Raw genomic sequence first — 26,767 nt, forward strand, 5'->3', positions numbered from 1 at the left:
ACGGAGTCACGAAGGTGGCCCCGATGGGCTCCGGGTGACGGTCGTGTGGACGGATCAGCTGCGGTGACGATGGTCTTCACGGTGCTGCCTCAGTCGGCAGACGCGGTCCAGGGCGGCGTGTTCCGGCGGCGACAGGCGGACCGGCCACCTGGAGGGCGCGGCCGCCGGACAGGGAAGTCGACTGCTGAACCCGGCTCCGGGCACCAGGTTCGTCATGCGGTCCATCAGGAAGCGGCATGCCGGAGACGCGACGAAGTGCTCACCCCGGGTCCTGACCCCCCAGGCCGGGCCAGGGGGTGGGTCGACCTGCGGTGGCAGTCGCGTCTCCGGACCGGTCAGGACACCGGCCAGCTGATTCGAGGTCAGGTGCTGGACCATCGAGAGGTCAGCGCCCCGCAGGTTCGCCCCGGTGAAGTCGGTGCCGCTCACGTCAGCGGTCCCCAGGTTCGACGTCTGCAGGTCCGCACACGTGAACATCGCGTTGCGCAGGTCCGGTGCCTGCGGTGCGTGCGTGAGGTCCCATCCGGCGACTGCCGCACCGCGGAAGTCGGCCGCGACGGCGCGGAAGCTCCCCTCGGGTCTGAAGTCGCTGATCGCGACACCGTGGAAGTTGCCGCGGCTCACATCCACCGCGATGGCGGGCACCTCGACGTCTCCGTCCTGCTGGCGCCCGGTGAGCTCCATCAGCTGTGTCATCGCCCGGGACACGACCACGGGTTGCGGGTCACGGAAGCTCGTCAGCCCATCGTGTCCCGGGACCGTGCTCTCGTCCTCGATGAAGGCGGTGAGCGTCTGGGCAGCGTTGACCTCCGCCTCCTGCTGCATCCCGGCGCTGTCGAAGTTCTCGGGCTCGTCGACGTAGTGCACGAGCCGACGGATCGAGTTGACCTGCACCCCCACGGAGGTGCTGGCGAGACCATCGACGATGTCGGAGTACTGCTGCTGCCGAACCGTCTGCTCGAACTGGTCCGACGAGCTGCTCACCTGGCGTTGCGCCCCCCACACCGTCGCGCAGACAGCGAGCGCGCCGACGACAACGGTGGCGGGGGTCGCCCACCGCTCCCATGCACCCTTGGGCTTGGCGCGCTCCTCCACGTCCCTCTCGAGCGCAGCCACCAGGCGCTCCAGCAGCGCGCGCTGTTCCTCCCAGCTCATGGACGCATCCCCAAGACCGGCCTAGCGGAACCGATGGGTCATCGGTTCCGGACACCTCGATCGACATCGCTGGTGTCCATCGTGTGCTCGCCCCGGCCCCGGGCCACATCCCCCGCATGAGGGAATCGACCGCCTCAGAGGGCCGCCTCGGGGCGGATCCGCTTGGGCACCCACACCCGCTGCCGCCGCGCGACAATCGAGGTGAGCACCAGGGCGCCGACGAGGTAGGCGAGCAGCACGACGACGTCGTCGGCCACCCGGGCGCTGAGCCCGCCGTACAGCAGCTGGCGGAGCCCGTCGACGCCACGGCTCATCGGCAGCACGTGGTGCAGCCAGGCGATCGGCGGCGGCAGCGTCTGCCACGGGAACGTGCCACCGGCCGTGACCAGCTGCAGGACCATCAGCACCAGCCCCAGGAACTGCCCGGTCGAGCCCAGGGCGGCGTTGAGCAGGTGCAGGATCGCCACGAAGGTGACCGAGAGGAGCAGCAGGAACGCCAGCGTCCCGGGGAAGTCCGCCGGCCGGATGTCGACGCCGAACGCGACGATGCTCAGCACCACCACCATCTGGGTCACCCCGATGAGGGCCGGGGTGAGCCAGCCGCCGACCGCGATCCGCAGCGGCGACTGGTTGGCGGCGAGTGCGCGTCGGGACAGCGGCCGGACCAGCATGAACAGCACGTACCCGCCGATCCAGGCCCCCAGCGAGAGGAAGTACGGCGCGAGGCCGGCGCCGTAGCTGTCCGCCTGCGCCTGCGAGGCGGACCGGAGGTCGACGGGGTCGGCGATGGTGTCGGCGATCCGCTTGCGGGTCCCGGCATCCGCCCGGGGCACCTGGCGGGCGCCGTCCCGGAGCCCGTCGCGCAGCTTCTCGGCCCCGTCCCGGGCCGTGGCGGCGCCGTCGGCGAGGTCGCCGAGGCCGTCGGCAAGGCCCCTGGCACCGGTCGCGAGCCGGTCGGCTCCTCCGGCCAGGCCCTGCGCCCCCGTGCGCGCCCGGTCGATCCCGGACACCAGGGCAGGCACGTTCGCGGCGAGGGCCTCGTTGCCGTCGGCGACCCGGTCGGCGCCGGCCGCGAGCCGGTCCAGCGCGCGGGAGGCGGCCCGCACCTTGTCGTTGCCGTCGACGACGGCGGGCCGGAGGCCGTCGTACACCGCGAGCACCGCCTGGCGCTGCTCGGCGTCCAGCCCCTGCCGGCGCAGCTCGTCGACGAGGTCGCGGCGGGTGCTCGCGTAGCCCTGCACGAGGGTGGACGCCGCGGAGGCTGCGGTGCCGCCGATGTCGGCGATCCGCTGGTCGGCGTCCGCGACCCGGCGCGCGCCGTCGGCGAGCCGGCGGGTCTGGGCCGGGAGGTCGGCCGTGGACGTCGCAAGGGTGCCCAGCCCGGTGGCGAGCTCGTCGCTGCCGTCGCGCAGCCGGCCGGCGCCGGTGGCGAGCCGGTTCGCCCCGGCGCGGGCGGTGCGGGCACCGTCGACGAGCCGGTCGAGCCCGTCGGCGAGGCGGTCCGCGCCCTTCGCGCCGCGCAGCAGCCCGGCGCGCAGGTCGGAGATGCCGAGCAGGAACTGGTCGGCCGCGGTCTCGGAGACCTGCTGGGACAACGAGGTCCGGACCTTGGCCACCACCGTGTTCGCGATGCTCGTCGACAGGTAGGAGTTGGCATCGTTCGTGACCAGCTGCAGGCGCGCACGCTCGGGCTCGTAGCGGCCGCTGCTGGTCAGCGCCGCCGAGAAGTCCTCGGGGACGACCAGCGCGAACTGGTAGTCGCCCTCCCGCACGCCGCGCCGGGCATCGGCGGCGTCGACCTCGTGCCAGTCGAAGGAGCCGTCCTCCACCAGCTGGTCGGCCACCCGGCGGCCGGCGTCGACCCGCTTGCCGTCGGTGTCGGTGGCCCCGGTGTCCTCGACGACGATCGCGGCGGGGACGTACATCAGGTTCCCGTAGGGGTCGTGGTTGGCGTACAGGTAGACGCCGGCGTACAGCGCGGGCACCAGCACCAGCGCGACCACGACGATGCGCGCGGTGCGGGTCGCGGTGATCCGGCGGATCTCGGTCCAGGCCATGCGTAGCGAGGTCACTGCGGGTCCTGCTCTCCGGTCTCGTCGTCGGCGTCGGACGGCGCCGCCTCGGTCGTGCCGATCCGGGCCGTCTCCCCCGCGGCGGCCGCCCGGCTGCCGGTCACCACCACGCCGAGGCCGCGGTCGGCGAACCGTTGCGCCAGGGCGAGGGCCTGGTCCGCGGACAGGCCGTGCCGCTCCGGCCGCACCCACACCAGGAACGCCGTGCCCGGTCGCAGGGCGGCGGTGCTCAGCAGCGCCTCGCCGCGGTCGGCCCCGGGGACGTCCTCGGTGATCACGTCGAGGAGGTGGTCCTCGCCGCGCTGGCCGAGCCAGGCCGCGACCGCGGACCTGCTGCTCCGCTGCCCGGCCATGGCCAGCTCCTCCGACAGCACGACGTGCCACGGCACCAGGTCGTCGAGGTCGTTGACGCCGGGCACGTCGACCAGCGCGACCGCGGCCTGCAGGCGGGCGGCCGAGGGGTCACCGCCGAGCGTGACCGTGCCGGCGTCCAGGGCGAGCCGCCCGGCCAGGGCCAGGGCGAGGGCGGCGTGGGCGGGGCCCGGCGGTCCCACCACCTCGACGACCTGCCCCGGCGCGACGGTGAGATCGGTGGCCGGCAGCAGGGTGCGCCTGCCCTGGCGGACGCAGATGCCGCGCGCGACCAGCGGCGGCGGTGCGGGACGGTCCGGCTCCGGTGCTTCCAACGACTGCCTCCTCCGCCGGTCCATCAGGTCGTGCCAGACGATCGTCCCAGTGCCGGCTCGCGCGCGCTCGCCCCGGCCACCGGTCGGGCGGCCGGTTCGTGACCCAGGTCCCTTCGCGCGGCACCCCACTTCGTCGATTGAGGGGACGACGCATCCCGGGCGCGGACGTACGGTCGAGGTGGAGATCGGAGTCGCCATGCGCACATCCCTCGCGGTCTCGGTGGTCGCTGCGCTCGTGGCCGCCCTCGCGCCGGCCTGCACGTCGTACGCCGCACCGGCCGACGTCGCCGCCGCGCCCACCACGACCGGCCTGGTGCTCAACTACGGCTTCGACGCCGACACCGGCACCGTGGCCCGCGACTCCTCGCCGAACGCGGTCAACGGCACCTACGTCAACACGACCGCGGAGGCCGCGCGGTCCACCGGCGTGCCGGGCCGGTCCTGGGCGATCACGCTCGTCGGGGCGGAGCACCAGTACGTCGCGGTGCCGGAGCGGAACGTGCTCGACGTCAGCCGGTTCACGGTGGCCGCGCTCGTGAACTACACCGGCGTGCAGAACGACCGCACCAACGAGCGGTGGGAGGTCGTCGAGAAGGCCGGCGCGTACTGGATCAACGTCCGCACCGACGGCCACGTCCGTGTCGGAGGGTTCTTCGGCGGTTGCAGCTCCGCCGCGTGGAAGTACCTCGACAGCACCGTGGTCGTCCCCACCGACACCTGGACCCACGTGGCCAGCACCTACAACGGCAGCCGGCTCACCGTCTGGATCAACGGCACGCGGGCGGGCAGCCGGGCGGTGACCGGCACGACCTGCCACAACAACCGGCCGCTGGCCGTCGGCGCCAAGAACTACCCGGCCGCCGGCCCGCCCGAGGCCTTCTGGGACGGCCGGCTCGACGACGTCCGCATCTACGGCCGGGCCCTGTCCGCGACCGAGATCCGGGGCCTGCTCCCGGGGTGAGACCGGCTGACCCCCGACTCGTGACCCGCACCCGCGTGTCGACACCCGATCGTTACGGCATCGGAGCCGCGCTGATGCGGCGGCGTTCCAAGGTGGGAGGGAGGGGACTCGACCTTCGTGACCGACCGTGGCGCCGCTTCCAGCGCGTCACCCAGCACGCAAGGGAGAAGCGCATGTTGAAGCATCCAAGGCGGGGGATCGCCGTCGCGGCCGCGGTCGCGCTGGCGGCAGGTCTCGCCGCCTGTGGTGGTGGCTCGTCCGACAACAGCAGCTCGTCCGGGCCGACCAAGGCCGGCGGCACGCTCTACTACTACATCTTCGCGCCCTACGACTACGTCGACCCGCAGCGGGCCTACACCGGCGTCGAGATGACCAACTGGAGCCGGACGGTCTTCCGGCAGCTGGTCACGTTCCCGACCTCCACGGACCCGAAGAAGGGCTTCACGCCCGTTCCCGACCTGGCGACCGACACCGGCACGTCATCCCAGGGCGGCAAGGTCTGGGAGTTCACGATCAAGGACGGGGTGAAGTGGGAGGACGGGAAGCCGATCACCTGCGAGGACTTCAAGTACGGCGCCTCCCGCTCGTTCGCCACCGACGTCATCACCGGTGGCCCGACCTACCTCCTGAGCTACCTCGACATCCCGACCGACTCCAAGACCGGCCTGCCGGCGTACGACGGTCCCTACAAGGGTGACGGCCAGCAGTACTTCGACAAGGCGATCACCTGCGACGGCAACACGATCACCTACCGCTTCAAGCAGCCGTGGCCGGACTTCCCGCTGGCGATCGCGTCCCTTCACATGATGGATCCCTTCCGCAAGGACAAGGACGAGGGCGCGAAGTCCAACTACATGATCTTCTCCAACGGCCCGTACCGGGTCGAGGGCAACATGTGGGACAAGCAGACGGGTGCCACGTTCATCCGCAACGAGAACTACGACCCGAAGACCGACTCGCCCGAGAACCGCAGGGCGTTGCCGGACAAGATCGTCTTCGACGTGGGGCAGACGGCCGAGACGATCTACGACCGCCTGATCGCCGACAACGGCAACGACCAGTACGCCGTGACCTCCTCGCGCGTACCGCCGTCGTACTACACCCAGATCACCGGGGCGGTCGCGGACCGTTCCGACCTGGTGAAGTCGCCGTACGTCGACTACCTGCAGCCGGTCATCCCCAACATGCCCGACGTCAAGGTCCGTCAGGCCCTCGCAGCCTCGACGAACGCTCAGGCGTGGATCGACGCAGGTGGCGGCGAGAAGGCCTACAGCCCCGCCGAGTCGATCGTGAACCCGAACCTGCCGGGCTACCAGCCGAACCCGGCGTTCGCCGGCCCGAACACCGGCGACGTCGATGCCGCCAAGAAGCTGCTGGCGGAGGCCGGTGTGAAGACCCCGGTGCCGGTCACGTTCACCTACCAGAGCAGCGAGACCTACGACAAGCAGGCAGCAGCGCTGAAGGACACCTGGGACCAGGCCGGGTTCGACGTGACCCTGGACGGGCTGGGTGACACCTACTACGACGTCATCATGAAGCCGAACAAGGAGAGCGACGTGGTGTGGGCCGGCTGGGGCGCCGACTGGCCGTCGGCCATCACGGTGTCCCCGCAGCTGTTCGACAGCCGGATCATGAGCAAGACCTCGACGAACGCGGACTACGGCTCCTACGACAGCTCCGAGTTCAACGGCCTGGTCGACCAGGCCAGGGCCGCCCCGACCCTCGAGGAGCAGACCACGGCGCTGCAGAAGGCCGACGTCGTGCTGGGCAAGGACGTGGCCTACATCCCGCTGGAGATCACCAACTTCTACTGGCTCCACGGGTCCAAGGTCCAGGACTTCACCACCACGCCGTCGTCGAACGGCAACCCGGACCTCGGCACGATCGGGGTGGAGAACTGACCGACCAGCCGGACCGATCCCGGTCGGCCCGGCCGCGTGGAGCGGCCGGGCCGACCGGTGTCACCCGTCCGAGGCGGTCAGCAGCTCCGCGACCCGATCCGGGTCCCTGGTCACGTCACGGGCCACCTCGGTCAGGGGCCGGCCGGTCCGTCGGGTGTAGAGCTTCAGGAGGTCGAAGGCGTCGTCGATGCTGCAGCCGTGGACCTGGGCGAGCGCACCCTTTGCCTGCTCGATCGCGATCCTGCTGTTCAGGGCGCCCTGCAGCTGCTCGGTGAGAACCTCGCCACGGCGGATCGCCCGCTCCTGCAGCAAGGCGATGGTCGCGACGTCCGCGAGCGCCTGCACCACCCGGGCGTCCGCCGGGTCGATCGCCCCCGCCGCGGAGCTGAACAGGTTCAGCGCCCCGATCACGTGCTGGCGCAACCGCAACGGGAAGGCGTGCACGGCGTGGAAACCCAGCTGCACCGCGCGCGGCGCGAACTGCGGCCAGCGGTCCGTCGACAGCCTGAGGTCCGCTCCGACGACGGCACGGCCCTCGCGGAAGCACTCCAGGCACGGTCCCTCACGGGACTGCAGCTGGAAGAGCTCGAGCATCTGGGTGCGCTCGTCGGAGGCCGCCATCAGCTGCAGCCGGCCACTCGGGTCGGCGAACAGCACCCCCGCCGCGTCGACACGAAGCAGGTCGGAGCTGCGCGCGGTGAGCATCTGCAGGAACTCGATCAGGTCGAAGTCGTCGGTGAGGCTGTCGGCCACCTCGACGAAGAGCTGCCCGAGCCTGTCGGCTGCAATCACGGTTGACGACCCTACTCGACGTTCATGAACCGACGGCTCAGCTGTCCGGCTCGAGCTTGAGTCTACGAGCAGCCACGTCGGCGGCCACGTCGCTCAGCGTGCGTCCCGTGGCGTAGGCGTGCGCACGCAGCCGCGCCAGCGCCTCCTCGAGGCTGACCCCCAGCTGCACCTGCACCATCCCCTGTGCCTGGAACACCACGAAACGACCGTCGAGTGCCGTACCGAACGCGGGGACGTCCGGTCCGGTCTGCTCCTGGGCGTCGAGGAGGGTCACCATGGCGGCCTCGGCGAAGGCGACCGCGAGCCGGATCTCCGTCGGGGTCAGGGAGCCGGCACGGTCCCGGTAGACGTCCATCGCCCCGAGCTGGGCGGCGCCCAGCTGCAGGGGGAACGCGAACACCGCGTTGACGCTGTGCTCCTGGACGGCTGGTGCGTAGCCGGGCCAGCGGGTCCGGGCCGCGTCCACCAGGTCGGGCGTGAGCACGGGACGGCCCAGGGTCAGCGAGTCCAGGCACGGGCCCTCGCCCAGGGTGAACTGGAGCTGCTCGAGCGTGTCGACCTCGACGCCGGACGTGGCCAGGACCGCGGGATCGCCCTGGGGCGTCATCACGCTCACCCCCACGCCGGCCGCACCGAGCTCCCGAGCCGCGGCCCGGCACATCCGCGGCATCCAGCCACCCATGTGCCGCGTGTCGTCGTCGAGAGCGCGTTCGTCGCGGACCAGCGCCCACACGTCAGGGTCACCGGACCCCGCAGCGCTCAGGTCGACTTCCACCGCCGCACACACTCTCCAGGAGATCTGCCAGAACGGGCGGTCGAGTCCACTCGTAGGAAGCTCCAGCCTACTCGCCGGCTCCCGGCAGGAAGACGGATCCGGTGCCGGCGCCGCGGCCACAGATGGGGAGCCGCTCCCGATGTCGCCGCCCGTGCGAAGGCCGAGTGTGGGAACACCGCCGGCACCGTGCCGGCGGACGACCACAAGGAGCAGAACCATGCAGCGTTTCCTGATCGAGCGTGAGATCGACGGCGCCGGCGACCTGACGCAGGCCGACCTCGCCCAGATCGCAGCCACCTCCAACGCGGCCGTCGAGTCCCTCGGCGTCCCGTACACCTGGGTCACCAGCTACGTCGCCGGGGACAAGATCTACTGCGTGCACGAGACCGACGAGGTCGAGACGATCCTCGAGCACGCCCGGCGCGGCGGCTTCCCGGCCGACCTGGTGACCGTGGTGGCGAACGAGTTCGGGCCGCACACGGCCGAGCAGGTCGCCGCCGGGTGAGCGGTCGGCCCACCGGCTCCGGGGCGGTGACCGCACCGGTCGGCGCCCGGCCCGCCCCCACAGCCGGGCGCCGGGTCACGCCCTTCCTGGCGCGCGGGGAGCGTCCTAGGGTGGCTCCCGTGAGCCTGTTCGAGCGGGACGCAGAGCTCGCCGCGCTCCACCAGGCTCTCGGGCAGACAGCGGCGGGTCGGGGCTCCGGGGTCGCCGTCAGCGGGGACGCCGGGGCCGGCAAGTCCGCGCTCGTCGCGGCGGCGCTGGCCGACGTACCGGATGTGCGGGTGCTGCGCGGCGCCTGCGACCCCCTGGCCACGCCCCGCCCGCTCGGTCCGTTCCGCGACATAGCCGGGCCGGCCGGCATCACCCCGCTGCTGACCGGCGCGGAGCTGGCCCGGACCGCCGTGTGCGAGGCGGTGTACGCCGCCCTCGGCGCCGAGCGCACCGTCCTGGTCGTCGAGGACCTGCACTGGATCGACGCGGCGTCGGCCGAGGTGCTCCGGTTCCTCGTCCGCCGCATCGACGCCGTGCCCCTCGCGCTCGTGGTGACCTACCGCGACGACGAGGTGGGGCCGCGGCACTCGGCGCGCGCCCTGCTCGGCGACTTCGCGTCGCTGGAGAGCCTCACCACGGTGCAGCTCGGGCCGCTCAGCGAGAGCGGCGTGGCGCGGCTGCTCGACGGCACCGGCCTCGAGCCGGCCCGGGTGCACGCGCTCACCGGCGGCAACCCGTTCTTCGCGGTCGAGGTGGCCAAGGACCCGGAGCGCCCGCTCCCCCGGTCGGTGCGGGACGCCGTCCTCGCCCGCACCGTCGACGTCGGACCCGAGGACTTCGAGGTGCTCCAGCTCGCGGCGGCCGCGACGGACCGGCTCGACGACCGGCTGCTCCCCGGGCTCGGGGTCGACCTGCCCACCCTGCGGCGGCTGCACGCCACCGGCCTGCTGCTGCGCGACGGGCGCGGCCTGGTGTTCTGCCACGAGCTCGCCCGGCTGGCGATCGAGAGCACCATCCCGGCCGGCGGCGGTCCCCGGCTGCACGCCCGGCTCCTCGAGCTCCTCGAGCAGACCGGGCCGCACGACGTGGCCCTCCTCGCCCACCATGCGGTGGCGGCCCACGACGGCGCCCGCGCCGCCCGCTACGCCGAGGCCGCAGCCGTCGAGGCGATGCGCGCCGGCTCGCACACCGAGGCCGTGGCCTTCCTCGAGACCGCCCTGGCCCACCTCGACGACGACCCGGCCCGCCGGGCGACGTTGACGACGCAGCTGGCGAACGAGCAGTACATGACCAACCAGCTCGGCACGGCGCTCGGCACCATCAACGCGTCGCTCCCCTTGTGGAGTCTCGCCGGGGACGCGGCGGGACTGTCCGCGGCGTACGAGTCCTACGCCAAGTTCGAGTACTACAGCGTCCACCGGCGCCAGGCCGAGTCGCACGCGGACCGGGCGGCCGACATCGCCAGGGACGCGGCGGTGATGCAGTACGGCGCGGCCCGCGTCATCCGCAGCTACCTCGCCCTGCAGCGCAGCGACTTCGACCTGGTCCAGCAGTGCCAGGCGGACGCCACCCGGGTCGCCCGCGAGCAGGGCAGCGAGGCGCTGGCCGTGCGCGCCGGGCTGTTCACTGCCGCGAGCGACCTGGCCCGCGGTGACCTCGACGGGCGGGTCGGGCTCGTCGAGATGATCGAGGCGGCCCGGAGGCTGGGCCTCGACGAGCTCGCGTCGACCGGCTACTCCAACCTCGCGAACCTCGACGTGGAGCAGCGCCGGCTGCGGGCCGCGGAGCACGTCCTCGAGGAGTCGTTGCAGTTCGCGCGGGACCGGGACATCCCGATCTGCATGTACTGGCAGACCGGGGTGCGGTCCCGGCTGCACCTGGCGCAGGGCCGGTGGAGCGCCGCGCTGGAGGACTCGACCTGGGTCCTGGAGGGCTCGGACATGCCGCTCGCCGGGCTGTGGCCGCACATCGTCCGTGGCCTGCTCGAGCTGCGTCGCGGCGGCACGGTGGGTGAGCACCTCGACGACGCCTGGCGGCTGGCCGACCAGCTGGACGAGCCGCTGCGCCGGCTGCCGGTGCTCTCGGCCCTGGCCGAGCAGGTGTGGCTGACGGGCACCCACGACACCCGGGTCACGGACGACGCGGTGGCCGCCGTGCGCGACCTGGCCGGCACCCCCGGGTCGATGTGGGGTGTCGGCGACCTGGCGGTCTGGCTGACCAGGCTGGGCCTGCTGCCCGAGCCCCCTCTCCACGCCGTGGCCGAGCCGTTCCGGCTCGCGCTCTCGGGACGGTACGACGACGCCGCGGCCTGGTGGCACCGGGCCGGGGCGGTGTTCGACGAGGCGATGGCGTGGGCGGACTCGCTCGACCCCGGGCACCGCGTCCGGGCGATCGAGCGGCTCGACCTGCTCGACGCCGTCGCCGTGGCCGACCGGCACCGGCTGGCCCTGCGCCGGGAGGGTGTGACGCAGGTGCCGCAGCGGCCGCGGGTCAGCACCCGCGCGAACCCGGCGGGCCTGACCAACCGCCAGCTCGACGTGGCCAAGCTGGTGGCCCGCGGCTTCACCAACGCCGAGATCGCCGGCCGGCTCTACATCTCTCCCAAGACGGCCGACCACCACGTCTCCGCGGTGCTGGCCAAGCTGGGGCTGCCGCACCGGCGGGCCGTGGTGGTGCAGGCCGACGAGCTGGGGCTGTCCTGACGCCCGTCAGTCGAGGGCCATGGTCCAGCAGACCGCGGTGCCCTCGATAGCGACGACCCCGTCACCGCGCACCACGCTGGTGGCCAGCGTCGTGATCGGCTTGTCCTCGCGCACCGCCGTCACCTCGACCTCGCCGGTGATCTCGTCGCCGGGCCGGGTCGGGGCGAGGAACTTCCAGTGCGTCTCGAGGAAGACGGTGCCCGGCCCCGGCAGCTTCTCGGCGACGACCGCGTTGAGGATCGCGGTGGTCACGCCGCCCTGCACGACGATGCCGCCGAGGCGGGTGCGCGCCGCGAGCTCGGCGTCGTAGTGGAGCGGGTTGCGGTCGCCGCTCATCGCGGTGAAGCGCTCGATGTCGGCCGCCTCGACGACGCGGCTCATCGACGCACGGTCGCCGACGGCGGGCGCGCCGTGCGGCCAGGCGGGCAGGATGTCGGTCATCGGGGTCTCCGTTCCGGCCGGGCGACGGTTCGCTCCCGACCCAACCCGACGCGCGCGGGGCTGGCAACCCCGGACAGATCGTGGAGTCCTCGACGCACCTGGCACGTCAGGCCATCCACGATGACCGACGTTCGCGGAAACCTTGCCGCGCGAAACCACGGCGACGTACCGTCGAACTCACCCTTCGACCACCGGGGTCGGACGAGGGCGCTCACGGGAGGCGACGATGGTGCTGCACCCGCACCCCGCTGACGTGCGCCGCCGCGTCCACCAGGACGCCTGGACCCGGGGCAGGGTGGCCCACGGCTGGGAACGCATCTCCTGACCGGGCGGCCGCCACGCGACGACCGCCCGCCGTCGCGACCGCCGGTCGCGACCTGACGTCGCCGTCGGACCGTCGCCCCCGGACCGTCGCCCCCGGACCGTCGCCCCCGAATCGCCCCCCCGGATCGTCGCAGCAGGAAGTGCACCCCATGGAGCCACCCGTCATCACCGTCAACGGCGCGCCCCTGCCCCTGGCAGGCACGCCGCCCCACACCACGGCGCTCACCTGGCTGCGGGCGCGCGGCCTCACCGGCGCCAAGGAGGGCTGCAACGAGGGCGAGTGCGGCGCCTGCTCGATCCTCGTCGCCCGGCCCGGCACCGAGACGCCGACCGAGTGGACCGCGCTCAACGCCTGCCTGCTGCCGGCCGCAGCCCTGGCCGGCCAGGAGGTCGTCACGGTGGAGGGGCTGGGCGACCCGGCCGACCTGCACCCGGTCCAGCGTGAGCTCGCCGAGCGGGGCGGGTCGCAGTGCGGCTACTGCACGCCGGGCTTCGTGTGCAGCATGGCGGCGGAGTACTACCGCCCCGGTCGCGAGCCGCGGGAGGCCGGACCCGAGCACGGGGCCAACGGCTTCGACCTGCACGCGCTGAGCGGCAACCTGTGCCGGTGCACCGGCTACCGGCCGATCCGGGACGCGGCGTACGCGCTCGGGGCGGTCGCGCAGGACGACGCCCTGGCCGCCCGCCGGGACCGGCCGGCGCCTGCGAGTGCTGCCGTCCACCTCGGTGTCGAGGGCGCCGCGTTCGTGCGCCCGGCCGGGCTCGACGAGGCCCTCCGCCTGCTCGCCGAGCATCCCGACGCCACGGTCGTGGCCGGCTCGACCGACTGGGGCGTGGAGGTCAACCTGCGCGGTGCGCGCACCCCGCTGACGCTGGCCGTCGACCGGCTGCCCGAGCTGCGCGAGCTCCGCTTCGAGGAGGGGTACGTCGAGGTCGGTGCCGCGCTCTCGCTGACGGAGGTGGAGCGCCGGCTGGCCGGACGGGTCCCGATCCTCGCCGACCTGTTCCCGCAGTTCGCCTCCCGGCTGATCCGCAACGGCGCCACCCTGGGCGGCAACCTCGCCACCGCCTCCCCCATCGGCGACGCGCCCCCGGCCCTGCTGGCGCTGGACGCGAGCGTCGTCCTCACCTCGCCGGACGGTGACCGGGAGGTGCCGATGGCGGAGCTGTTCACCGGCTACCGCGAGACCGTGCGCCATCATGAGGAGCTGATCCGCTCGGTCCGGATCCCGCTCCCACTGGCCGGCATCCAGGCGTTCCACAAGGTCGCGAAGCGCCGCTTCGACGACATCTCCAGCGTCGCGGTCGGCTTCGCCCTCGACGTCTCCGACGGCGTCGTGCAGCGGGCGCGGATCGGGCTCGGCGGGGTCGCGGCCACGCCGGTGCGGGCGCTGCGCACCGAGCAGGCGCTCACCGGGGCGCCGTGGACCGAGGAGACGGTCCGCGCCGCGGCCGACGTGCTCGGCACCGAGGGCACCCCGATGGACGACCACCGCGCCAGCGCGGCGTACCGCTCCGCGATGCTGCGCCAGTCGCTGCTCAAGCTCTGGGCCACCCGCGCCGACCAGGCCGAGGTGGTCGCATGAGCACCGTCGTCGGGCAGGCGCTCCCCCACGAGAGCGCGACCCTGCACGTCACCGGCGAGGCGCTGTACACCGAGGACCTCGCGCTGCGCGCCCGCGACGTGCTGCACGCCCACCCGGTGCAGGCGCCGCACGCGCACGCGCGGGTCACCGGGCTGCGTCCCGAGGCGGCGTACGACGTCGCCGGCGTCGTACGCGTGCTCACCGCGGCCGACGTCCCCGGCGTCAACGACGCGGGGGTCAAGCACGACGAGCCGCTCTTCCCCGACGAGGTGATGTTCCACGGGCACGCGGTGTGCTGGGTGCTCGCCGAGACCCCCGAGGCCGCACGGCTCGGCGCGGCGGCCGTGCAGGCCGACTACGAGCCGCTGCCCTCGATCCTGACCGTGCGCGAGGCGATCGAGGCGGGCAGCTTCCAGGGCGGCCGGCCGACCCTCGAGCGGGGTGACGTGGCCACCGGCTTCGCGGGGTCGACCCACGTGTACAGCGGTGAGCTCGACCTCGCCGGGCAGGAGCACTTCTACCTCGAGACCCACAGCTCGCTGGCCGTCGTCGACGAGGCCGGGCTGGTGTTCGTCCAGTGCAGCACCCAGCACCCCACCGAGACCCAGGAGATCGTCGCGCACGTGCTGGGCCGCAGCAGCCACGACGTGGTCGTGCAGTGCCTGCGGATGGGGGGCGGCTTCGGCGGCAAGGAGATGCAGCCGCACGGCTTCGCCGCGGTCGCCGCGCTCGGCGCCGTCCTGACCGGGCGGCCGGTGCAGCTGCGGCTCTCCCGCACCCAGGACCTGACCATGACCGGGAAGCGGCACGGCTTCCACGCCCGCTGGCGTGCCGGCTTCGACGACGACGGCCGGCTGCAGGCGCTCGAGGCGACACTGACCTCCGACGGCGGCTGGAGCCTCGACCTCTCCGAGCCGGTGCTGGCCCGGGCGCTGTGCCACGTCGAGAACGCCTACTGGATCCCGCACGTGCTGGTGCACGGCCGGATCGCGCGCACCCACAAGACCTCCCAGACCGCGTTCCGCGGCTTCGGCGGGCCGCAGGGGATGCTGGTGGTCGAGGACGTGCTGGGCCGGTGCGCGCCGCTGCTCGGCCTCGACCCCGCCGAGCTGCGGCACCGCAACCTCTACCGCCCCGGCCAGGCCACGCCGTACGGCCAGCCGGTCCGGCACGCCGAGCGGCTCGACGTCGCGTGGCGGCAGCTGCTCTCGTCGAGCCGGTTCGCCGAGCGCAGCGCCGAGGTGGCGGCGTACAACGCGACCCACCCGCACAGCCGCCGCGGGCTGGCGGTCACGCCGGTGAAGTTCGGGATCTCCTTCAACTTCACCGCGTTCAACCAGGCCGGTGCGCTCGTGCACGTCTACAAGGACGGGTCGGTGCTGATCAACCACGGCGGCACCGAGATGGGCCAGGGGCTGCACACCAAGATGCTGCAGGTCGCGGCCACCGCGCTCGGCGTACCCCTCTCCCGGGTGCGGCTGGCGCCGACGCGCACCGACAAGGTGCCGAACACCTCCGCCACCGCCGCGAGCTCAGGCGCCGACCTCAACGGCGCCGCGGTCAAGGACGCCTGCGAGCAGGTCCTGGCGCGGCTGCGCGAGTTCGCCGGTGACCGCGAGCTGGGCTGGGAGGAGCTGGTGCGCGAGGCCTACCTGGCCCGGGTCCAGCTGTGGGCGGCGGGCTTCTACCGGACCGAGGGTCTGGTGTGGGACTCCGCGGCGATGCGCGGGCAGCCGTTCAAGTACTTCGCGTACGGCGTGGCCGCGACCGAGGTCGAGGTCGACGGCTTCACGGGCGCGTACGCCGTGCACCGGGTCGACATCGTGCACGACGTCGGCGACAGCCTCTCGCCGCTGGTCGACGTGGGCCAGATCGAGGGCGGGTTCGTGCAGGGCGCGGGCTGGCTGACCCTGGAGGACCTGCGCTGGGACGAGTCGTCCGGGCCGGGCCGGGGGCGGCTGCTGACCCAGGCGGCGAGCACCTACAAGCTGCCCAGCTTCTCCGAGATGCCGCCGGACTTCCACGTGTCGCTGCTGGAGGAGGCGACGGAGTCGGGCGTGGTGCACGGGTCGAAGGCGGTCGGGGAGCCGCCGCTGATGCTGGCGTTCTCGGTGCGCGAGGCGCTGCGCCAGGCGGTCGCGTCGTTCGGCCCGCCCGGCACCAGCGTGCACCTGCCCTCACCCGCGATCCCCGAGGCGGTCTACTGGGCGCTGGAGGCGGCCCGGTGCGGCGGCGGACCGCTCCCCGCGGCCGACCCCGGCTCCGTGCTGCCCGAGCTGCCGGACGGTCCGCCGCTGCGCCCCGCGTCGGAGCAGCGCGTCCTGGGAGGTGCCTGAGATGGACTGGGTGCGGGCGGTCGCGCACCTGCGCGAGACCCGGGAGGCCGGCGTCCTGGTGACGGTGGCGACGGTGCGCGGGCACGCGCCCCGCGAGGCCGGGGCCAAGATGCTCGTGTCCGCCGCGTCGACGTGGGGATCGGTGGGCGGCGGCAACCTGGAGGCGGTCGCGATCGAGCGGGCGCGGGCCCTGCTGTCCGCGCCGGCCTCCGCTCCCGAGCTGGTCGAGGTCGCCCTGTCCGACCGCGCGGCGTACCAGCACGGCGTCCAGTGCTGCGGCGGCGAGGTGACCCTGCTGCTCGAGCCGCTGGAGGTGGTGCCCGCGGTGGCGGTCTTCGGGATGGGCCACGTCGGGCTGGAGCTGGCCCGGATCCTGGCCCGCCACGACCTCGACCTGCACCTGGTCGACTCACGGGCCGACCAACTGTCCCCCGAACGGCTGTCGGTGCTCGCCGACGCGCGGGCGCACGTGCACGTCCACCAGGTGCCGGTGCTGCCCGAGCTCGTCATCGCCGACCTCCCGCCCGGCACGCAGGTCCTGGTGATGACCCACGACCACGCCGAGGACGTCGCCCTGTGCGACGCGGCGCTGCGGGCTCCCCACCTCGGGCCGATCGGGCTGATCGGGTCGTCGGCGAAGTGGGCGCGCTTCCGCGGCCGGCTGCTCGAGTCGGGCCTCCCGGCGTCGGTGGTGGACCGGATCCGCACCCCGATCGGGCTGCCCGACCTCGGCGGCAAGGACCCGGCGACGATCGCGGTCAGCGTGGCCGCCGACCTGCTGGGCGAGTTCGAGCGGTCGCGGCGCCCGACCCGGCGGTGACCCAGCCACCGTTCCGGCCGACCGACGTCGTCGACCTCGGGGAGCTCGCGCCGGGCCGTCCGGGTGAGTGGCGGGCTGGAGATCCACAGGTTCCTGTGCTGACCGCCAGCAGACCACCCCTTCCGGTTTGAACGAACGTTCGTTCAAACCGGAAGGGGTATCGCTTGGAACGCGGAACCCACGACTCCTGCACCCAGGGCTGCGTGGCCGTTCACCGCCCGGGCGACTCGGCGTCCCACAGCACCGCGGCCAGGATTGCCGGCGACGGCGGCTCACCGGCCAGCACACGCTCCACGTCCTCGACGGGGACCTCGGCCTCGGCCAGCACCTCCCGGGTGGAGGCCTCGGGCATCAGGGACAGCCACCGCGACACCATGCCGGCCAGTGCTACCGGCGCCACCTCCCCGTGCACCCGCAGCCGGGCCACCCCGCCGTCGGGGTAGACGTTCAGCATCACGCCCGAGACCGGCGCGGGCGCGGCGACCCGGAAGAAGTGCCGGGTGTCGGGCTGCAGCCGGACCCGCGGGACCAGCGGCGCCCACGACTCGTCCCGCAGCAGGCCGGCGACGGCGCACTCCCCCGGTGCGTTGCCCACGAAGTACGACGTGTCCACCTCGATCCGGCGCACGAGACCGGGCGCGGCGAGGGCGACGGTGACGTGGTCGTTGCCGCCGTCGCGGCGTCGCGCGTTCTCCCAGCCCTCCCCCATCTCCCGGGCCCGGTCGGGCAGCAGCAGCTGGCGCGGCGAGGAGTAGAACATGTTGGAGCAGTCGACGACGTCGCCCCCGAGCTCCAGCGCCGCCAGGTCGACGGTCCCGGTCATCAGCCGCGGATCGGGCACCGGCGTGCCGTGCACCCGGAAGCGCGCCACCCCGCCGTCGGGGTGGATCGTCAGCCGCACGTGCGTCCAGCGCACCCCCGAGGCGACCTCGAAGTGGTTCTCCGCATCACCGCGCAGCCGCGACTTCACCACCAGCGTGGTCCACGTGGCCGACTCCAGCTCGGCCGGGGAGGGGTGCCCCAGCAGGGAGGTCGCCTCCACGGAGGCGTACGGCGGGAAGTTGCCGGTGAACCACGACGTGTCGACCACGACCCCCGCCACCACACCCGGCACGCCCAGCCGCACGATCGCCCAGTCCTCGCCGGGCTCGCGGCGGCGGCGGGTCTCCCAGCCGTCGTACACCTTCCCCTTCGGCCCGAACTCCGTCGGGTCGAAGACGGCCGGCCCCGGCTTGACGAGGTTCTCGCGCTCGGCGAACAGCTCGTCGTTGGCGTGCACGACGCTGCCCGCGAGCGACCGGGAGGCCAGGTCCGGCAGGCGGGTGAAGTCGGGGGCGTCATCGGCCACGGGGTGCTCCTGTCAGCAGCCGCCCGCGCGGGGCGGCATCGAGGTGGATCGGTTCGCCGCGCAGCCAGGTGGCGCGGACGGCGCCGGTCAGCGTGCGGCCGTCGTACGGCGTCACGGGGTTGCGGTGGTGCAGCCGGGCCGCCTCGACCCGCCACTCCTCGTCCGGGGCGAAGACGCAGAGGTCGGCGGCCCGGCCCACCTCGATCGCGCCCTTGCCCGGCAGGCCGGCCAGCGCGGCCGGCGCGGCGGACATCCAGCGGGCCACGTCGCCGACCCCGAAGCCGCGGTCCCGGGCCTCGGTCCACACAGCCGCCAGCCCCACCTGCAGCGAGGCGATGCCGCCCCAGGCCGCCCCGAAGTCCCCGGTGTCCAGGCGCTTGAGGTCGGGCGTGGACGGCGAGTGGTCCGAGACCACGAGGTCGATCACGCCGTCGCGCAGCGCCGCCCAGAGCGCCTCGCGGTTGGCACCCTCCCGGATCGGCGGGCAGCACTTGAACTCCGTGCCGCCCTCGCGGATCCGCTCGGCCTCGAACGACAGGTAGTGCGGGCAGGTCTCCGCCGTGATCGGCAGGCCCTCGGCCCGCGCGGCGGCCAGGAGGGGTACGGCGTCGGCGCTGGAGAGGTGCAGGACGTGCACCCGGCAGCCGGTCTCGCGGACCAGCCCGACCAGCGCACCGATCGCGCGGTCCTCCGCGGCACGCGGCCGCGACCCGAGGAAGTCGGCGTACCGGCGGCCGCTGGCCTCCCCCACCAGCTCGGCGTCCTCGGCGTGCACGACCAGCAGCGCGTCGTACGCCGCCAGCTCGCGCATCACCCGCTCCACCTCCACCAGCGGCAGCGGCGGGAACTCGGGCACCCCCGAGTCGACGAGGAAGCACTTGAAGCCGAGCACCCCCGCCTCGTGCAGTGCCCGCAACGACGCGAGGTTGCCGGGCACGGCGCCGCCCCAGAACGCCACGTCCACGTGGCACTTCCCGAGCGCCGCGGCCCGCTTCACCTCCAGGGCGGGGACGTCGACCGTCGGCGGGATCGAGTTCAGCGGCATGTCGACGATCGTGGTGACCCCACCGGCCGCAGCCGCCCGGGTGGCGCTGGCGAACCCCTCCCACTCGGTGCGGCCGGGCTCGTTGACGTGCACGTGGCTGTCGACCAGGCCGGGCAGCAGCACCTCGTCGTCGGCGAGCTCGACGACCCGGTCGCAGGCCAGCTCCCGAGCGACCGCGACGACCACGCCGTCCCGGATCCCCACGTCGGCGCCGACCACGCCGGCCGGCGTCACCACCCGCCGGGCGCGGACGACGAGGTCGAGCGCCAGGTCGGGCTCCTGGTCGGGCTCCCGGTCGGGCATCAGCAGAACCCCGGGATCGCGTGCCACGCCGAGCCCGGGTCGGAGGCGTCGTCGCGCACGACGCTCGCCTCGATCAGCCCGTAGGGCCGGTCGGCGGCGATGAACACCTCCCCGGGGTTCTCCAGCCCGAACGGCGCCAGGTCGACCAGGAAGTGGTGCTTGTTGGGCGCGGAGAACCGGATCTCGGCGACCTCGGGGTGCTGCTCGAGCACGGCCTCCCCCATGCCGTAGAGGGTCTGCTGCAGCGCGTGGCTGTGGATCTCGGCGAAGCGTCGCAGCAGCAGCGCCTTGATCGAGGCGAAGGAGGCGTCCCAGTCGACCTCGGCGGCGTCGTACCGCCACCGGGCGACCAGCGAGGTGGCCAGGATCCGGTCGTCGGCGTCCTGGAGCGTGGTGTAGCGGTCGCGCAGGAAGCCGCGGAACTCCGACCCGGTGGTCTTCATGACCACCAGGTCCGAGATGCCGGAGACGACGTGCGCGCGCCGCTCGGTCCCGCGACCGTCGACGTTGACGACGGTTGAGCGGGTGCCGGTGCCGGCTCTCACGAACGCGTGGTCATGGTCGTCGATCCGCTCCCACGTCTGCTCGGTGACCTCGACCCGGGCGCCGTCGGCCGCCGGCGCGGCGACGAGGAAGTGGTCGGCCAGCGTCAACGCGAAGTCCTCGATCGCGCCGATCCCCTTCTCCTTGGCGAACGCGAAGGCGGTGTTCTTCTGGGTGTCGGTGGGCAGCACGTCCTTCTGGTCGCCGGTCACGTGGGCGTCCTCGAAGCGGCCGCGCAGCGCCGACGACACGGTCAGGTCGCGGACCTGGTGGCGCGGGGTGTCGCGCACCACGCGGACGACCCGGCTCTCGGCCTTGCCGTACTGGTTGGGCCCGAGGCGGATGGCCATCAGCTCCCCCGATAGGTCGAGTAGGCGAACGGGCTCAGCAGCAGCGGCACGTGGTGGTGCCGCTCGTCGGCGACGGTGAAGGCGATCGTCACCTGGGGGAAGAACGCCTCCGCGCCGGCGTACGCCGCGACGTCGAAGACGAGCTCGTAGGTGCCGTGCTCGAGCGCGTCGGGCCCGAGCTCGCCGACCCGGCCGTCGTCGTCGGTGACCGCCTCGGCGAGGACGGTGCCGTCCCGGCGGAGGCTGACGGGTACGCCGGCGGCGGGCCGCCCGCGACCGGTGTCGAGCACGTGCGTGGTCACCAGGCTCATTCGGCGAGCACCTTCCCGAGTCGGAGCAGGGCGATCCTGCGCAGCTCGTCGGCGACCACCGCGGCCTCGGTCGCGTCGTCGTTGCCGAGCCGCTGCCGGGCGGCGGCGAGGATCTCCTCGGCCGACAACCCGGTGGCGCAGATGAGGAACACGTGACCGAACCGCTCCTCATAGTCCCGGTTCGCCCCGACCAGCTCGGCGCGGGTGCGGTCGTCGCGGGAGACGCCGGACTGCTCCTGCCGCGACCAGGCCGCGCCGGTGTCGCTCCCCTCGGCGTGCTCGCCGATCCGCGGGTGCGCGGCCAGCGCCCGGTCGACCTCGTCCGGGGTCAGCGACCGGGCCGCCTTGTCGGCGGTCTCGAGCAGTGCGTCGACGTCGGCGTACGGCCGAGCCTCGACCACCGCCCGCGCCCAGGACGGCACGTCGCAGCAGGCGAGCAGGGTCGCCTGCAGCTGCTCGGCCGGTGCGGCGTTGAGCTCCTCGAGGTTCACGGGTCCCCCTGGTTCATCCGGTCTTCCGGTTCATCGGTCTCGCTCGTTCATCGGTCACCCGCGGGTCGTCGGGCCAGCACCGCGAGCCGGGTGGTGTCGACGTCCGCGAGCTCGGCCACCTCGGTCTCGTCGACGGCCCCGCACTCGAGCCCCCGCAGGACGAACCCCGCCAGCGCGGCCGCGGTGGCCGGCTCGTCGAGGTAGCCCGCGTCACCGCCTCCGACGTACGCGCGGAGCCGGCGGGCGGCGAGCGGCAGACCCTCGCGGAAGAAGGAGTACGTCGCGGCGTACCTGCTCGGCAGCTGGTGCGGGTGCAGGTCCCACCCCTGGTAGAAGCCGCGCTCCAGCGATCGGCGCACCAGCCGGGCGTGCAGCCGCCACGCGTCGGGCGCGCCGTCCCCGACCGGCAGCACGTTGGTGGAGCCGTCGCTGAGGTGGACGCCGGTGCCGGCAGCCGCCACCTGCATGACCGCCTTCGCGTGGTCGGCGGCGGGGTGCTCCATGCTCTGGTGGGCCGCGGCGATGCCGCAGGACGCGGAGTAGTCGTAGGTGCCGTAGTGCAGGCCGGTGCAGCGGCCACCGGCGGCGTGGATCATCGGGGCCACGAGGGCGGTGCCGTCCGGCCCGCACACCGCCTGCGGGGTCTCGACCTGGATCTCGAACCGGAGCCGTCCCGTCGGCAGCCCGTGCGCGGCCTCGAGCTGCTCGCAGAGAAGCACCATCGCCCCCACCTGGTCGACCGAGGTGACCTTGGGGAGCGTGACCACGAAGCCGTCGCCCAGCGCCCCGGCGGCGACCAGCGCGCCGACCACGAGGTCGAGGCTGCGCACGCCCCGTGCCCGGGTCGGGCGCTCGAGGCTCTTGAACCGCACCCCGTGGAACGGTGGGGCGTCGCCGTCGAGCACCGACCGCGCCAGCGCCCGGGCCGCGGCCCGGGCGTCGGCGTCCTCCTGCTCGTCGGGCCGGGTGCCGTAGCCGTCCTCGAGGTCGACGCGCAGGTCCTCGACGGGCTCGCTGGCCAGCTTCCCGCGCACCCGCTCCAGCACTGCCTCGTCGACCGGGCCGAGCGCGGCCGCGCAGTCCGGGAGGACCCGGCTCGCCTGCTCGCCCCACGCGGCGACGGTGCGGGCGTCGTACCGGTCCGCGGGGACGTACGCCGTGTGCACCGGCTGCCGCACGCCCCGCTCACCCGGGTAGCCGGACGCCAGCGCGTCGTCGGCGCGACGGAGCCGCGCGTCGAGCTCCCCGAGCAGCCCTGTGAGGTGGGTCACCCGGCGATCATGCCACCGACACTGTCACGGGCCGTGGAGATCCAGTAGCGCCGTTTGCCGGCGCGCACGTCCTCCAGCTCACCGCCGCCGTTCTCGATGGTGCGCCGCGAGCCGAGGTTGTCGTCGTCGCAGGTGACGAGCACCCGGTCCAGGCCCAGCTCGGCCGCGCGGGACACCGCCAGCGCCAGCGCCCGCGACGCGTGCCCCTCGCGCCGTCGGGCGGGCCGCACGGAGTAGCCGATGTGGCCGCCCTGCTCAAGCAGGTAGTCGTTGAGCCGGTGCCGCAGCGCGAGGAAGCCGATCATCTCGCCGGCGTCGACGATCCAGAAGTAGTCGCAGCTCACCCAGCCGTTGGGCAGCTCGGCGGTCGGGTCGGCGAACAGCAGCTTGTCGGCCACGAACTCCTCGAAGGCCGACCGGTCCAGCGGCTGGCCGTCCGGCGCGCAGCCGGAGCCGTGCGGGTACTCCGCGCCGAAGTCGGTCAGCGTCGCCACCCAGTCGTCGTACCAGCGCAGGTCGGGGGTCACCAGCTCGGTCATGGCGTCATTCCACCAACCCGGCCACACGCAGCGCCACCGGGATTCCCGCCGACACGTCGAGCTGCGCCGGCTCGACCAGGGGGTCGGTCAGCGGCGCTCGGCCAGGTGGACGCCGCGCTCGCCGGCGTCGGTGAGGCGAGCCTCCTCGGCGGCCTGGGCCTCGAGCTCCGCGCGGCGCGTGGTCTCGAGCAGCGCCCGGGCGGCGTCGTACGCGCCCGGCTCGGAGACCAGGTCGGTCGCCCCGCGCTTGAGCCGCGCCAGCGCGCTGCGCGCGAAGATCTGCTGCTCGGTGGTGGTGCGCTCGGAGCGGCCGCGGCCCAGGAACGAGACGAACCAGTGCAGCACCGCGGTGACCCGGTTCTTGAAGCCGGTGATGTAGACGAGGTGCACCGCCAGCCACATCAGCCACGCGATCACGCCGGTGAGCCGGAGCTTGCCGACCATGGCGACCGCGCGGAAGCGGCTGATGATCGCCATCGAGCCCTTGTCGAAGTACTTGAACGGGCCCTGCGACGGCTTGCCCTTGATCCGGTGGTCGATCTCCTTGGCGGCATACTTCGCGCCCTGGATCGCGACCTGCGCGACGCCGGGGAGGTTGTCGAGCGAGATCATGTCGCCGACCACGAACACCTCGGGGTGGCCGGGCAGCGTGAGGTCGGGGTTGACGCTGATGCGGCCGGCGCGGTCCAGCGGCGCGCCGGTCTGCTCCGAGAGCGTCTTGCCGAGCGGGTTGGCCTGGACGCCGGCCGCCCAGATCTTGGTGACCGTGTCGATGCGCTCCACCCGGCCGTCCTTGAACTTCATCTCGATGCCGCGCTCGTCGACGTCGGTCACCATCGCACCGAGGATGACCTCGACGCCGAGCTTCTCCAGCTCGGCCTTGGCCTTGTCACCGAGCTTCTGGCCGAACGGCGGGAGCACCTGAGGCGCGGCGTCGACGAGGACGACGCGGGCGCTGCGGGTGTTGATCGCCCGGAAGTCGCGCTTGAGCGTGCGGTGGGCCAGCTCGGCGATCTGGCCGGCCATCTCCACGCCGGTCGGGCCGGCACCGACGACCACGAAGGTCAGCAGGTGGTCGACACTGTCGCCGCGCACCGCGCCGAGCTCGGCCATCTCGAAGGCGCCGAAGATCCGGCCGCGCAGCTCGAGGGCGTCGTCGATGTTCTTCATGCCGGGGGCGAACTCGGCGAAGTGGTCGTTGCCGAAGTAGGACTGGCCGGCACCGGCGGCGACGATCAGGGAGTCGTACGACGACACCGTCTCGCGCCCGAGCACCTGCGAGGTGACGGTGCGGGCCTCGAGGTCGATGCCGGTGACCTCGCCGAGCAGCACCTGCGCGTTGTTCTGCCCGCTGAGGACCTCGCGCGTCGGCGGCGCGATCTCACCCTCGGAGAGGATGCCGGTCGCCACCTGGTAGAGCAGCGGCTGGAAGAGGTGGTGCGTGGTCTTGGCGACCATCGTCACGTCGACGTCGGCCCGGCGCAGCGCCTTGGTCCCGAACAGCCCACCGAACCCGGACCCGATCACCACCACCTGGTGGCGCTTGCCCGTCCCCTGCTCCGTCTGCGTGCCTGCCATGCCGAACCTTTCCCGCGGCGATGGGCCTCGCCGTGACCGACGGGCCCGCGTGCTCCCCCATTGTCCCGCTGCACGCCACCCCTTGACCAATCGGCCCGGGGGTGAGGCGGGGCACTCCGGACGGCGCCGGTCACCCGGGGGCCTCGCCCCCGTTCTGTGACCGGCCCGACGGTGCCGAAACTTTCAACGACTCACGTTTCGCTGCCGGCCGAGCCGGGTAGACAGACGGACAATGAACTGATCGACCCCCCGTCCCTCCGGAGTGATATCCGTGCCGCTGAACCGGCCAGCCCTCTCACTGGGTTCTGGTCCCCGCGGCGTGCAGAACGCACGTCGCTGGGTGGTCGACACCTGCACGGACATCGATCGTCCAGACCTCATCGAGTGCGCCGAGCTCGGCGTCTCCGAGCTCGTCACGAACGCCCTGCTGCACGCCGACCCGCCCATTCAGGTCCGCGTCCGGGGGACCCGCGAGCACCCGCGCGTCGAGGTGCGGGACGGCTCGCTCGAGCCGCCGCGGCTGCCGGAGACCCACCCCACCGACGAGGACGAGCTGCTGCTGACCTTCGGCCGCGGCCTGGGCATCGTGGCCCGCTGCGCCGACGCGTGGGGCGCCGAGATCGAGGACGACGGCAAGGTCGTGTGGTTCGCCCCGAGCTCTCAGGTCCGCGACGAGCTCGCCGAGGGGATCATCACCGGGGTGGTCGACCCCGCGCCGCGCGAGCCGCGTCCCGACGACGTGGCGGTCAAGGTGGTCGGCGTCCCGCTGCGCACCTACCTGCGCTTCCAGCACCACTACCGCGAGCTGCGTCGCGAGGTGCGGCTGCTCGCGCTCACCCACGAGGCCGACTACCCGCTCGCCAAGGACCTCTCCGACGTCTTCGGATCCCTCGAGCGGCAGCTGCGCGACGGCATGGGCGCCGACCAGATCGACGCCGCGATCCGCGAGGGCCGCGAGCTGACCGACCTCCACGTCACCATGCCCGCCGAGGACGCCGGCAAGATCGGCCACTTCATCGAGCTGCTCGACCTCGCCGACGCCTTCTGCCGCGAGGAGCGGCTCCTCTCCCTGGCCCGCACCCCCGAGCAGCAGCAGTTCCAGCGCTGGTTCCTCGGGGAGTTCGTCCGACAGAGCATCGGGGAGTCCCCGGTGGCGTGGCACGATTCCGGCGTGCCGAGCCCCCGCAGCAGCGTCTCGTGAGACCGCCTCCCCCACCGCGGCTGGTCGCCGCGGTCGCGGTCGGCGGCGCCCTGGGCGCCCTGCTCCGGTGGGGCCTGGGCGAGCTGTTCCCCGACGACCACGGCTTCCCGTGGACGACCTTCGCGATCAACGTGAGCGGATCGTTCCTGCTCGCCACCCTCCCGGCCTTCTACGCCGTACGCCGCAGCCCGGTGCTCGCCGCCGGGCTCGGCACCGGGGTGCTCGGCGGCTACACCACGCTGTCGACCTGCTCCGAGCAGACCCGCCACCTGCTCGACGCCGGTGACACCGGGACCGCCCTCACCTACCTGCTCGGCACCCTGTTCGCGTGCGTGGCCGTCGTGGCCCTGGCGCACCGGCTCTCGAGCCCGCTGGCCCAGCGGGCGTTCGAGGACGAGGAGGGCAACGAGTGACCCCGGTCCTGGTCGCCCTCGGTGCCGCGGTCGGGGCGCCGCTGCGCCTCCTCGCGGGGCACTGGCTCGACCACCGGTTCCCCTGGGGGACGCTGACGGTCAACGTCGTGGGGTCGTTCCTACTGGGCCTGCTGACCGCGGCCGCGCCCGGCGAGCACGCCCTGGCCCTGCTCGGCACCGGCTTCTGCGGCGGGTTCACGACGTACTCCGCGTTCGCGGTGAAGGCGCACGAGCGCGGCCCGGCCGGCGGTACGGCGTACGCCGTCGTCACCCTGGCGCTCGCGCTGCCGGCGTGCGCGCTGGGCTACCTCCTCGGCTGAGCCGCGCGGC

General features: G+C 73.4%; 24 protein-coding genes. 10 read left to right on the top strand and 14 right to left on the bottom strand.

Annotated elements, in window-relative coordinates; genetic code table 11:
- Positions 1 to 54: 54 nt before the first annotated feature.
- The 3 genes from ACFO9I_RS07650 to ACFO9I_RS07660 all read right to left on the bottom strand — a co-directional run bounded on the left by ACFO9I_RS07650 (position 55) and on the right by ACFO9I_RS07660 (position 3,913).
- A complete protein-coding gene (locus ACFO9I_RS07650; protein WP_379179434.1) occupies positions 55 to 1,155 on the bottom strand; it encodes a pentapeptide repeat-containing protein in 1,101 nt (366 codons plus the stop codon).
- Between the two features lie 134 nt (positions 1,156 to 1,289).
- On the bottom strand, positions 1,290 to 3,227 hold the full coding sequence (locus ACFO9I_RS07655; protein WP_379179436.1) for a YhgE/Pip family protein: 1,938 nt from the start codon (positions 3,225 to 3,227) through the stop codon (positions 1,290 to 1,292).
- The gene (locus ACFO9I_RS07660; protein ID WP_379179438.1) at positions 3,224 to 3,913 is read right to left on the bottom strand and encodes a hypothetical protein; all 690 of its coding nucleotides are present in this window, start codon (positions 3,911 to 3,913) and stop codon (positions 3,224 to 3,226) included. The genes ACFO9I_RS07655 and ACFO9I_RS07660 overlap by 4 nt, the downstream gene beginning before the upstream one ends.
- A 196-nt stretch (positions 3,914 to 4,109) precedes the next feature.
- Here ACFO9I_RS07660 and ACFO9I_RS07665 point away from each other — a divergent pair, with 196 nt between their 5' ends.
- Positions 4,110 to 4,874, top strand: coding sequence for a LamG domain-containing protein (locus tag ACFO9I_RS07665; protein ID WP_379179440.1), 765 nt, complete (start codon positions 4,110 to 4,112; stop codon positions 4,872 to 4,874).
- Between the two features lie 173 nt (positions 4,875 to 5,047).
- Entirely contained in the window at positions 5,048 to 6,775 is a 1,728-nt protein-coding gene (locus ACFO9I_RS07670) for an ABC transporter substrate-binding protein (RefSeq protein WP_379179442.1), read from the top strand.
- 60 nt (positions 6,776 to 6,835) lie between these two features.
- Here the strand turns inward: ACFO9I_RS07670 and ACFO9I_RS07675 are convergent, their stop codons facing one another.
- Positions 6,836 to 7,567 carry a GAF and ANTAR domain-containing protein gene (locus ACFO9I_RS07675; protein WP_379179444.1) on the bottom strand — a complete coding sequence of 244 codons (732 nt, stop codon included), beginning with the start codon at positions 7,565 to 7,567 and terminating at the stop codon, positions 6,836 to 6,838.
- Positions 7,568 to 7,604: 37 nt separating this feature from the next.
- Positions 7,605 to 8,342, bottom strand: coding sequence for a GAF and ANTAR domain-containing protein (locus tag ACFO9I_RS07680; RefSeq protein ID WP_379179446.1), 738 nt, complete (start codon positions 8,340 to 8,342; stop codon positions 7,605 to 7,607).
- A gap of 217 nt (positions 8,343 to 8,559) precedes the next feature.
- On the opposite strand from ACFO9I_RS07680, the gene ACFO9I_RS07685 reads away from it, so the two are divergent.
- Positions 8,560 to 8,847: a DUF4242 domain-containing protein gene (locus tag ACFO9I_RS07685; RefSeq protein ID WP_379179448.1), complete on the top strand. Its 288-nt coding sequence runs from the start codon at positions 8,560 to 8,562 to the stop codon at positions 8,845 to 8,847.
- Between the two features lie 119 nt (positions 8,848 to 8,966).
- Positions 8,967 to 11,537: a helix-turn-helix transcriptional regulator gene (locus ACFO9I_RS07690; RefSeq protein ID WP_379179450.1), complete on the top strand. Its 2,571-nt coding sequence runs from the start codon at positions 8,967 to 8,969 to the stop codon at positions 11,535 to 11,537.
- Between the two features lie 6 nt (positions 11,538 to 11,543).
- Here ACFO9I_RS07690 and ACFO9I_RS07695 read toward each other — a convergent pair whose 3' ends face one another.
- Positions 11,544 to 11,978, bottom strand: coding sequence for a MaoC family dehydratase (locus ACFO9I_RS07695; RefSeq protein ID WP_379179452.1), 435 nt, complete (start codon positions 11,976 to 11,978; stop codon positions 11,544 to 11,546).
- Positions 11,979 to 12,451: 473 nt separating this feature from the next.
- Between ACFO9I_RS07695 and ACFO9I_RS07700 the strand changes: the two genes are divergently transcribed.
- Genes ACFO9I_RS07700 through xdhC form a run of 3 tightly spaced genes read left to right on the top strand, consistent with a single transcriptional unit; the run spans position 12,452 to position 17,044 of the window.
- A complete protein-coding gene (locus ACFO9I_RS07700) occupies positions 12,452 to 13,888 on the top strand; it encodes a xanthine dehydrogenase small subunit (RefSeq protein WP_379179454.1) in 1,437 nt (478 codons plus the stop codon).
- Complete coding sequence (locus ACFO9I_RS07705) at positions 13,885 to 16,224, top strand: xanthine dehydrogenase molybdopterin binding subunit (RefSeq protein WP_379179455.1); 2,340 nt, start codon at positions 13,885 to 13,887, stop codon at positions 16,222 to 16,224. Before ACFO9I_RS07700 ends, ACFO9I_RS07705 begins: the two co-directional genes overlap by 4 nt.
- A gap of 1 nt (position 16,225) precedes the next feature.
- Positions 16,226 to 17,044 (top strand): xanthine dehydrogenase accessory protein XdhC, encoded by an 819-nt coding sequence (gene xdhC / locus ACFO9I_RS07710; RefSeq protein WP_379179457.1) that lies wholly within the window; start codon positions 16,226 to 16,228, stop codon positions 17,042 to 17,044.
- 211 nt (positions 17,045 to 17,255) lie between these two features.
- Here the strand turns inward: xdhC and alc are convergent, their stop codons facing one another.
- From alc to ACFO9I_RS07750, 8 genes are all read right to left on the bottom strand, one after another.
- Complete coding sequence (alc, locus tag ACFO9I_RS07715; protein WP_379179459.1) at positions 17,256 to 18,392, bottom strand: allantoicase; 1,137 nt, start codon at positions 18,390 to 18,392, stop codon at positions 17,256 to 17,258.
- On the bottom strand, positions 18,382 to 19,740 hold the full coding sequence (gene allB, locus ACFO9I_RS07720) for an allantoinase AllB (RefSeq protein ID WP_379179461.1): 1,359 nt from the start codon (positions 19,738 to 19,740) through the stop codon (positions 18,382 to 18,384). Before allB ends, alc begins: the two co-directional genes overlap by 11 nt.
- On the bottom strand, positions 19,740 to 20,633 hold the full coding sequence (gene pucL / locus ACFO9I_RS07725) for a factor-independent urate hydroxylase (protein WP_379179463.1): 894 nt from the start codon (positions 20,631 to 20,633) through the stop codon (positions 19,740 to 19,742). The genes allB and pucL overlap by 1 nt, the downstream gene beginning before the upstream one ends.
- Positions 20,633 to 20,944 carry a hydroxyisourate hydrolase gene (uraH, locus tag ACFO9I_RS07730; RefSeq protein WP_379179465.1) on the bottom strand — a complete coding sequence of 104 codons (312 nt, stop codon included), beginning with the start codon at positions 20,942 to 20,944 and terminating at the stop codon, positions 20,633 to 20,635. Before uraH ends, pucL begins: the two co-directional genes overlap by 1 nt.
- Positions 20,941 to 21,435 carry a 2-oxo-4-hydroxy-4-carboxy-5-ureidoimidazoline decarboxylase gene (gene uraD / locus ACFO9I_RS07735; protein ID WP_379179467.1) on the bottom strand — a complete coding sequence of 165 codons (495 nt, stop codon included), beginning with the start codon at positions 21,433 to 21,435 and terminating at the stop codon, positions 20,941 to 20,943. The genes uraH and uraD overlap by 4 nt, the downstream gene beginning before the upstream one ends.
- A 47-nt stretch (positions 21,436 to 21,482) precedes the next feature.
- Positions 21,483 to 22,706, bottom strand: coding sequence for a DUF6986 family protein (locus tag ACFO9I_RS07740; protein ID WP_379179469.1), 1,224 nt, complete (start codon positions 22,704 to 22,706; stop codon positions 21,483 to 21,485).
- Entirely contained in the window at positions 22,703 to 23,245 is a 543-nt protein-coding gene (locus ACFO9I_RS07745) for a GNAT family N-acetyltransferase (RefSeq protein ID WP_379179471.1), read from the bottom strand. The genes ACFO9I_RS07740 and ACFO9I_RS07745 overlap by 4 nt, the downstream gene beginning before the upstream one ends.
- Positions 23,246 to 23,332: 87 nt before the next feature.
- The gene (locus ACFO9I_RS07750) at positions 23,333 to 24,823 is read right to left on the bottom strand and encodes an NAD(P)/FAD-dependent oxidoreductase (RefSeq protein WP_379179473.1); all 1,491 of its coding nucleotides are present in this window, start codon (positions 24,821 to 24,823) and stop codon (positions 23,333 to 23,335) included.
- Positions 24,824 to 25,142: 319 nt separating this feature from the next.
- On the opposite strand from ACFO9I_RS07750, the gene ACFO9I_RS07755 reads away from it, so the two are divergent.
- From ACFO9I_RS07755 to ACFO9I_RS07765, 3 genes are read left to right on the top strand one after another with little or no spacing between them, the layout of a single operon-like run.
- On the top strand, positions 25,143 to 26,024 hold the full coding sequence (locus ACFO9I_RS07755; RefSeq protein WP_379179475.1) for an ATP-binding protein: 882 nt from the start codon (positions 25,143 to 25,145) through the stop codon (positions 26,022 to 26,024).
- On the top strand, positions 26,021 to 26,437 hold the full coding sequence (locus ACFO9I_RS07760; RefSeq protein WP_379179477.1) for a fluoride efflux transporter FluC: 417 nt from the start codon (positions 26,021 to 26,023) through the stop codon (positions 26,435 to 26,437). The genes ACFO9I_RS07755 and ACFO9I_RS07760 overlap by 4 nt, the downstream gene beginning before the upstream one ends.
- On the top strand, positions 26,434 to 26,757 hold the full coding sequence (locus tag ACFO9I_RS07765; RefSeq protein ID WP_379179479.1) for a fluoride efflux transporter FluC: 324 nt from the start codon (positions 26,434 to 26,436) through the stop codon (positions 26,755 to 26,757). The genes ACFO9I_RS07760 and ACFO9I_RS07765 overlap by 4 nt, the downstream gene beginning before the upstream one ends.
- Positions 26,758 to 26,767: the final 10 nt, after the last annotated feature.

Source organism: Nocardioides sp. GCM10023255 (assembly GCF_042653125.1).
GTDB lineage: Bacteria > Actinomycetota > Actinomycetes > Propionibacteriales > Nocardioidaceae > Nocardioides.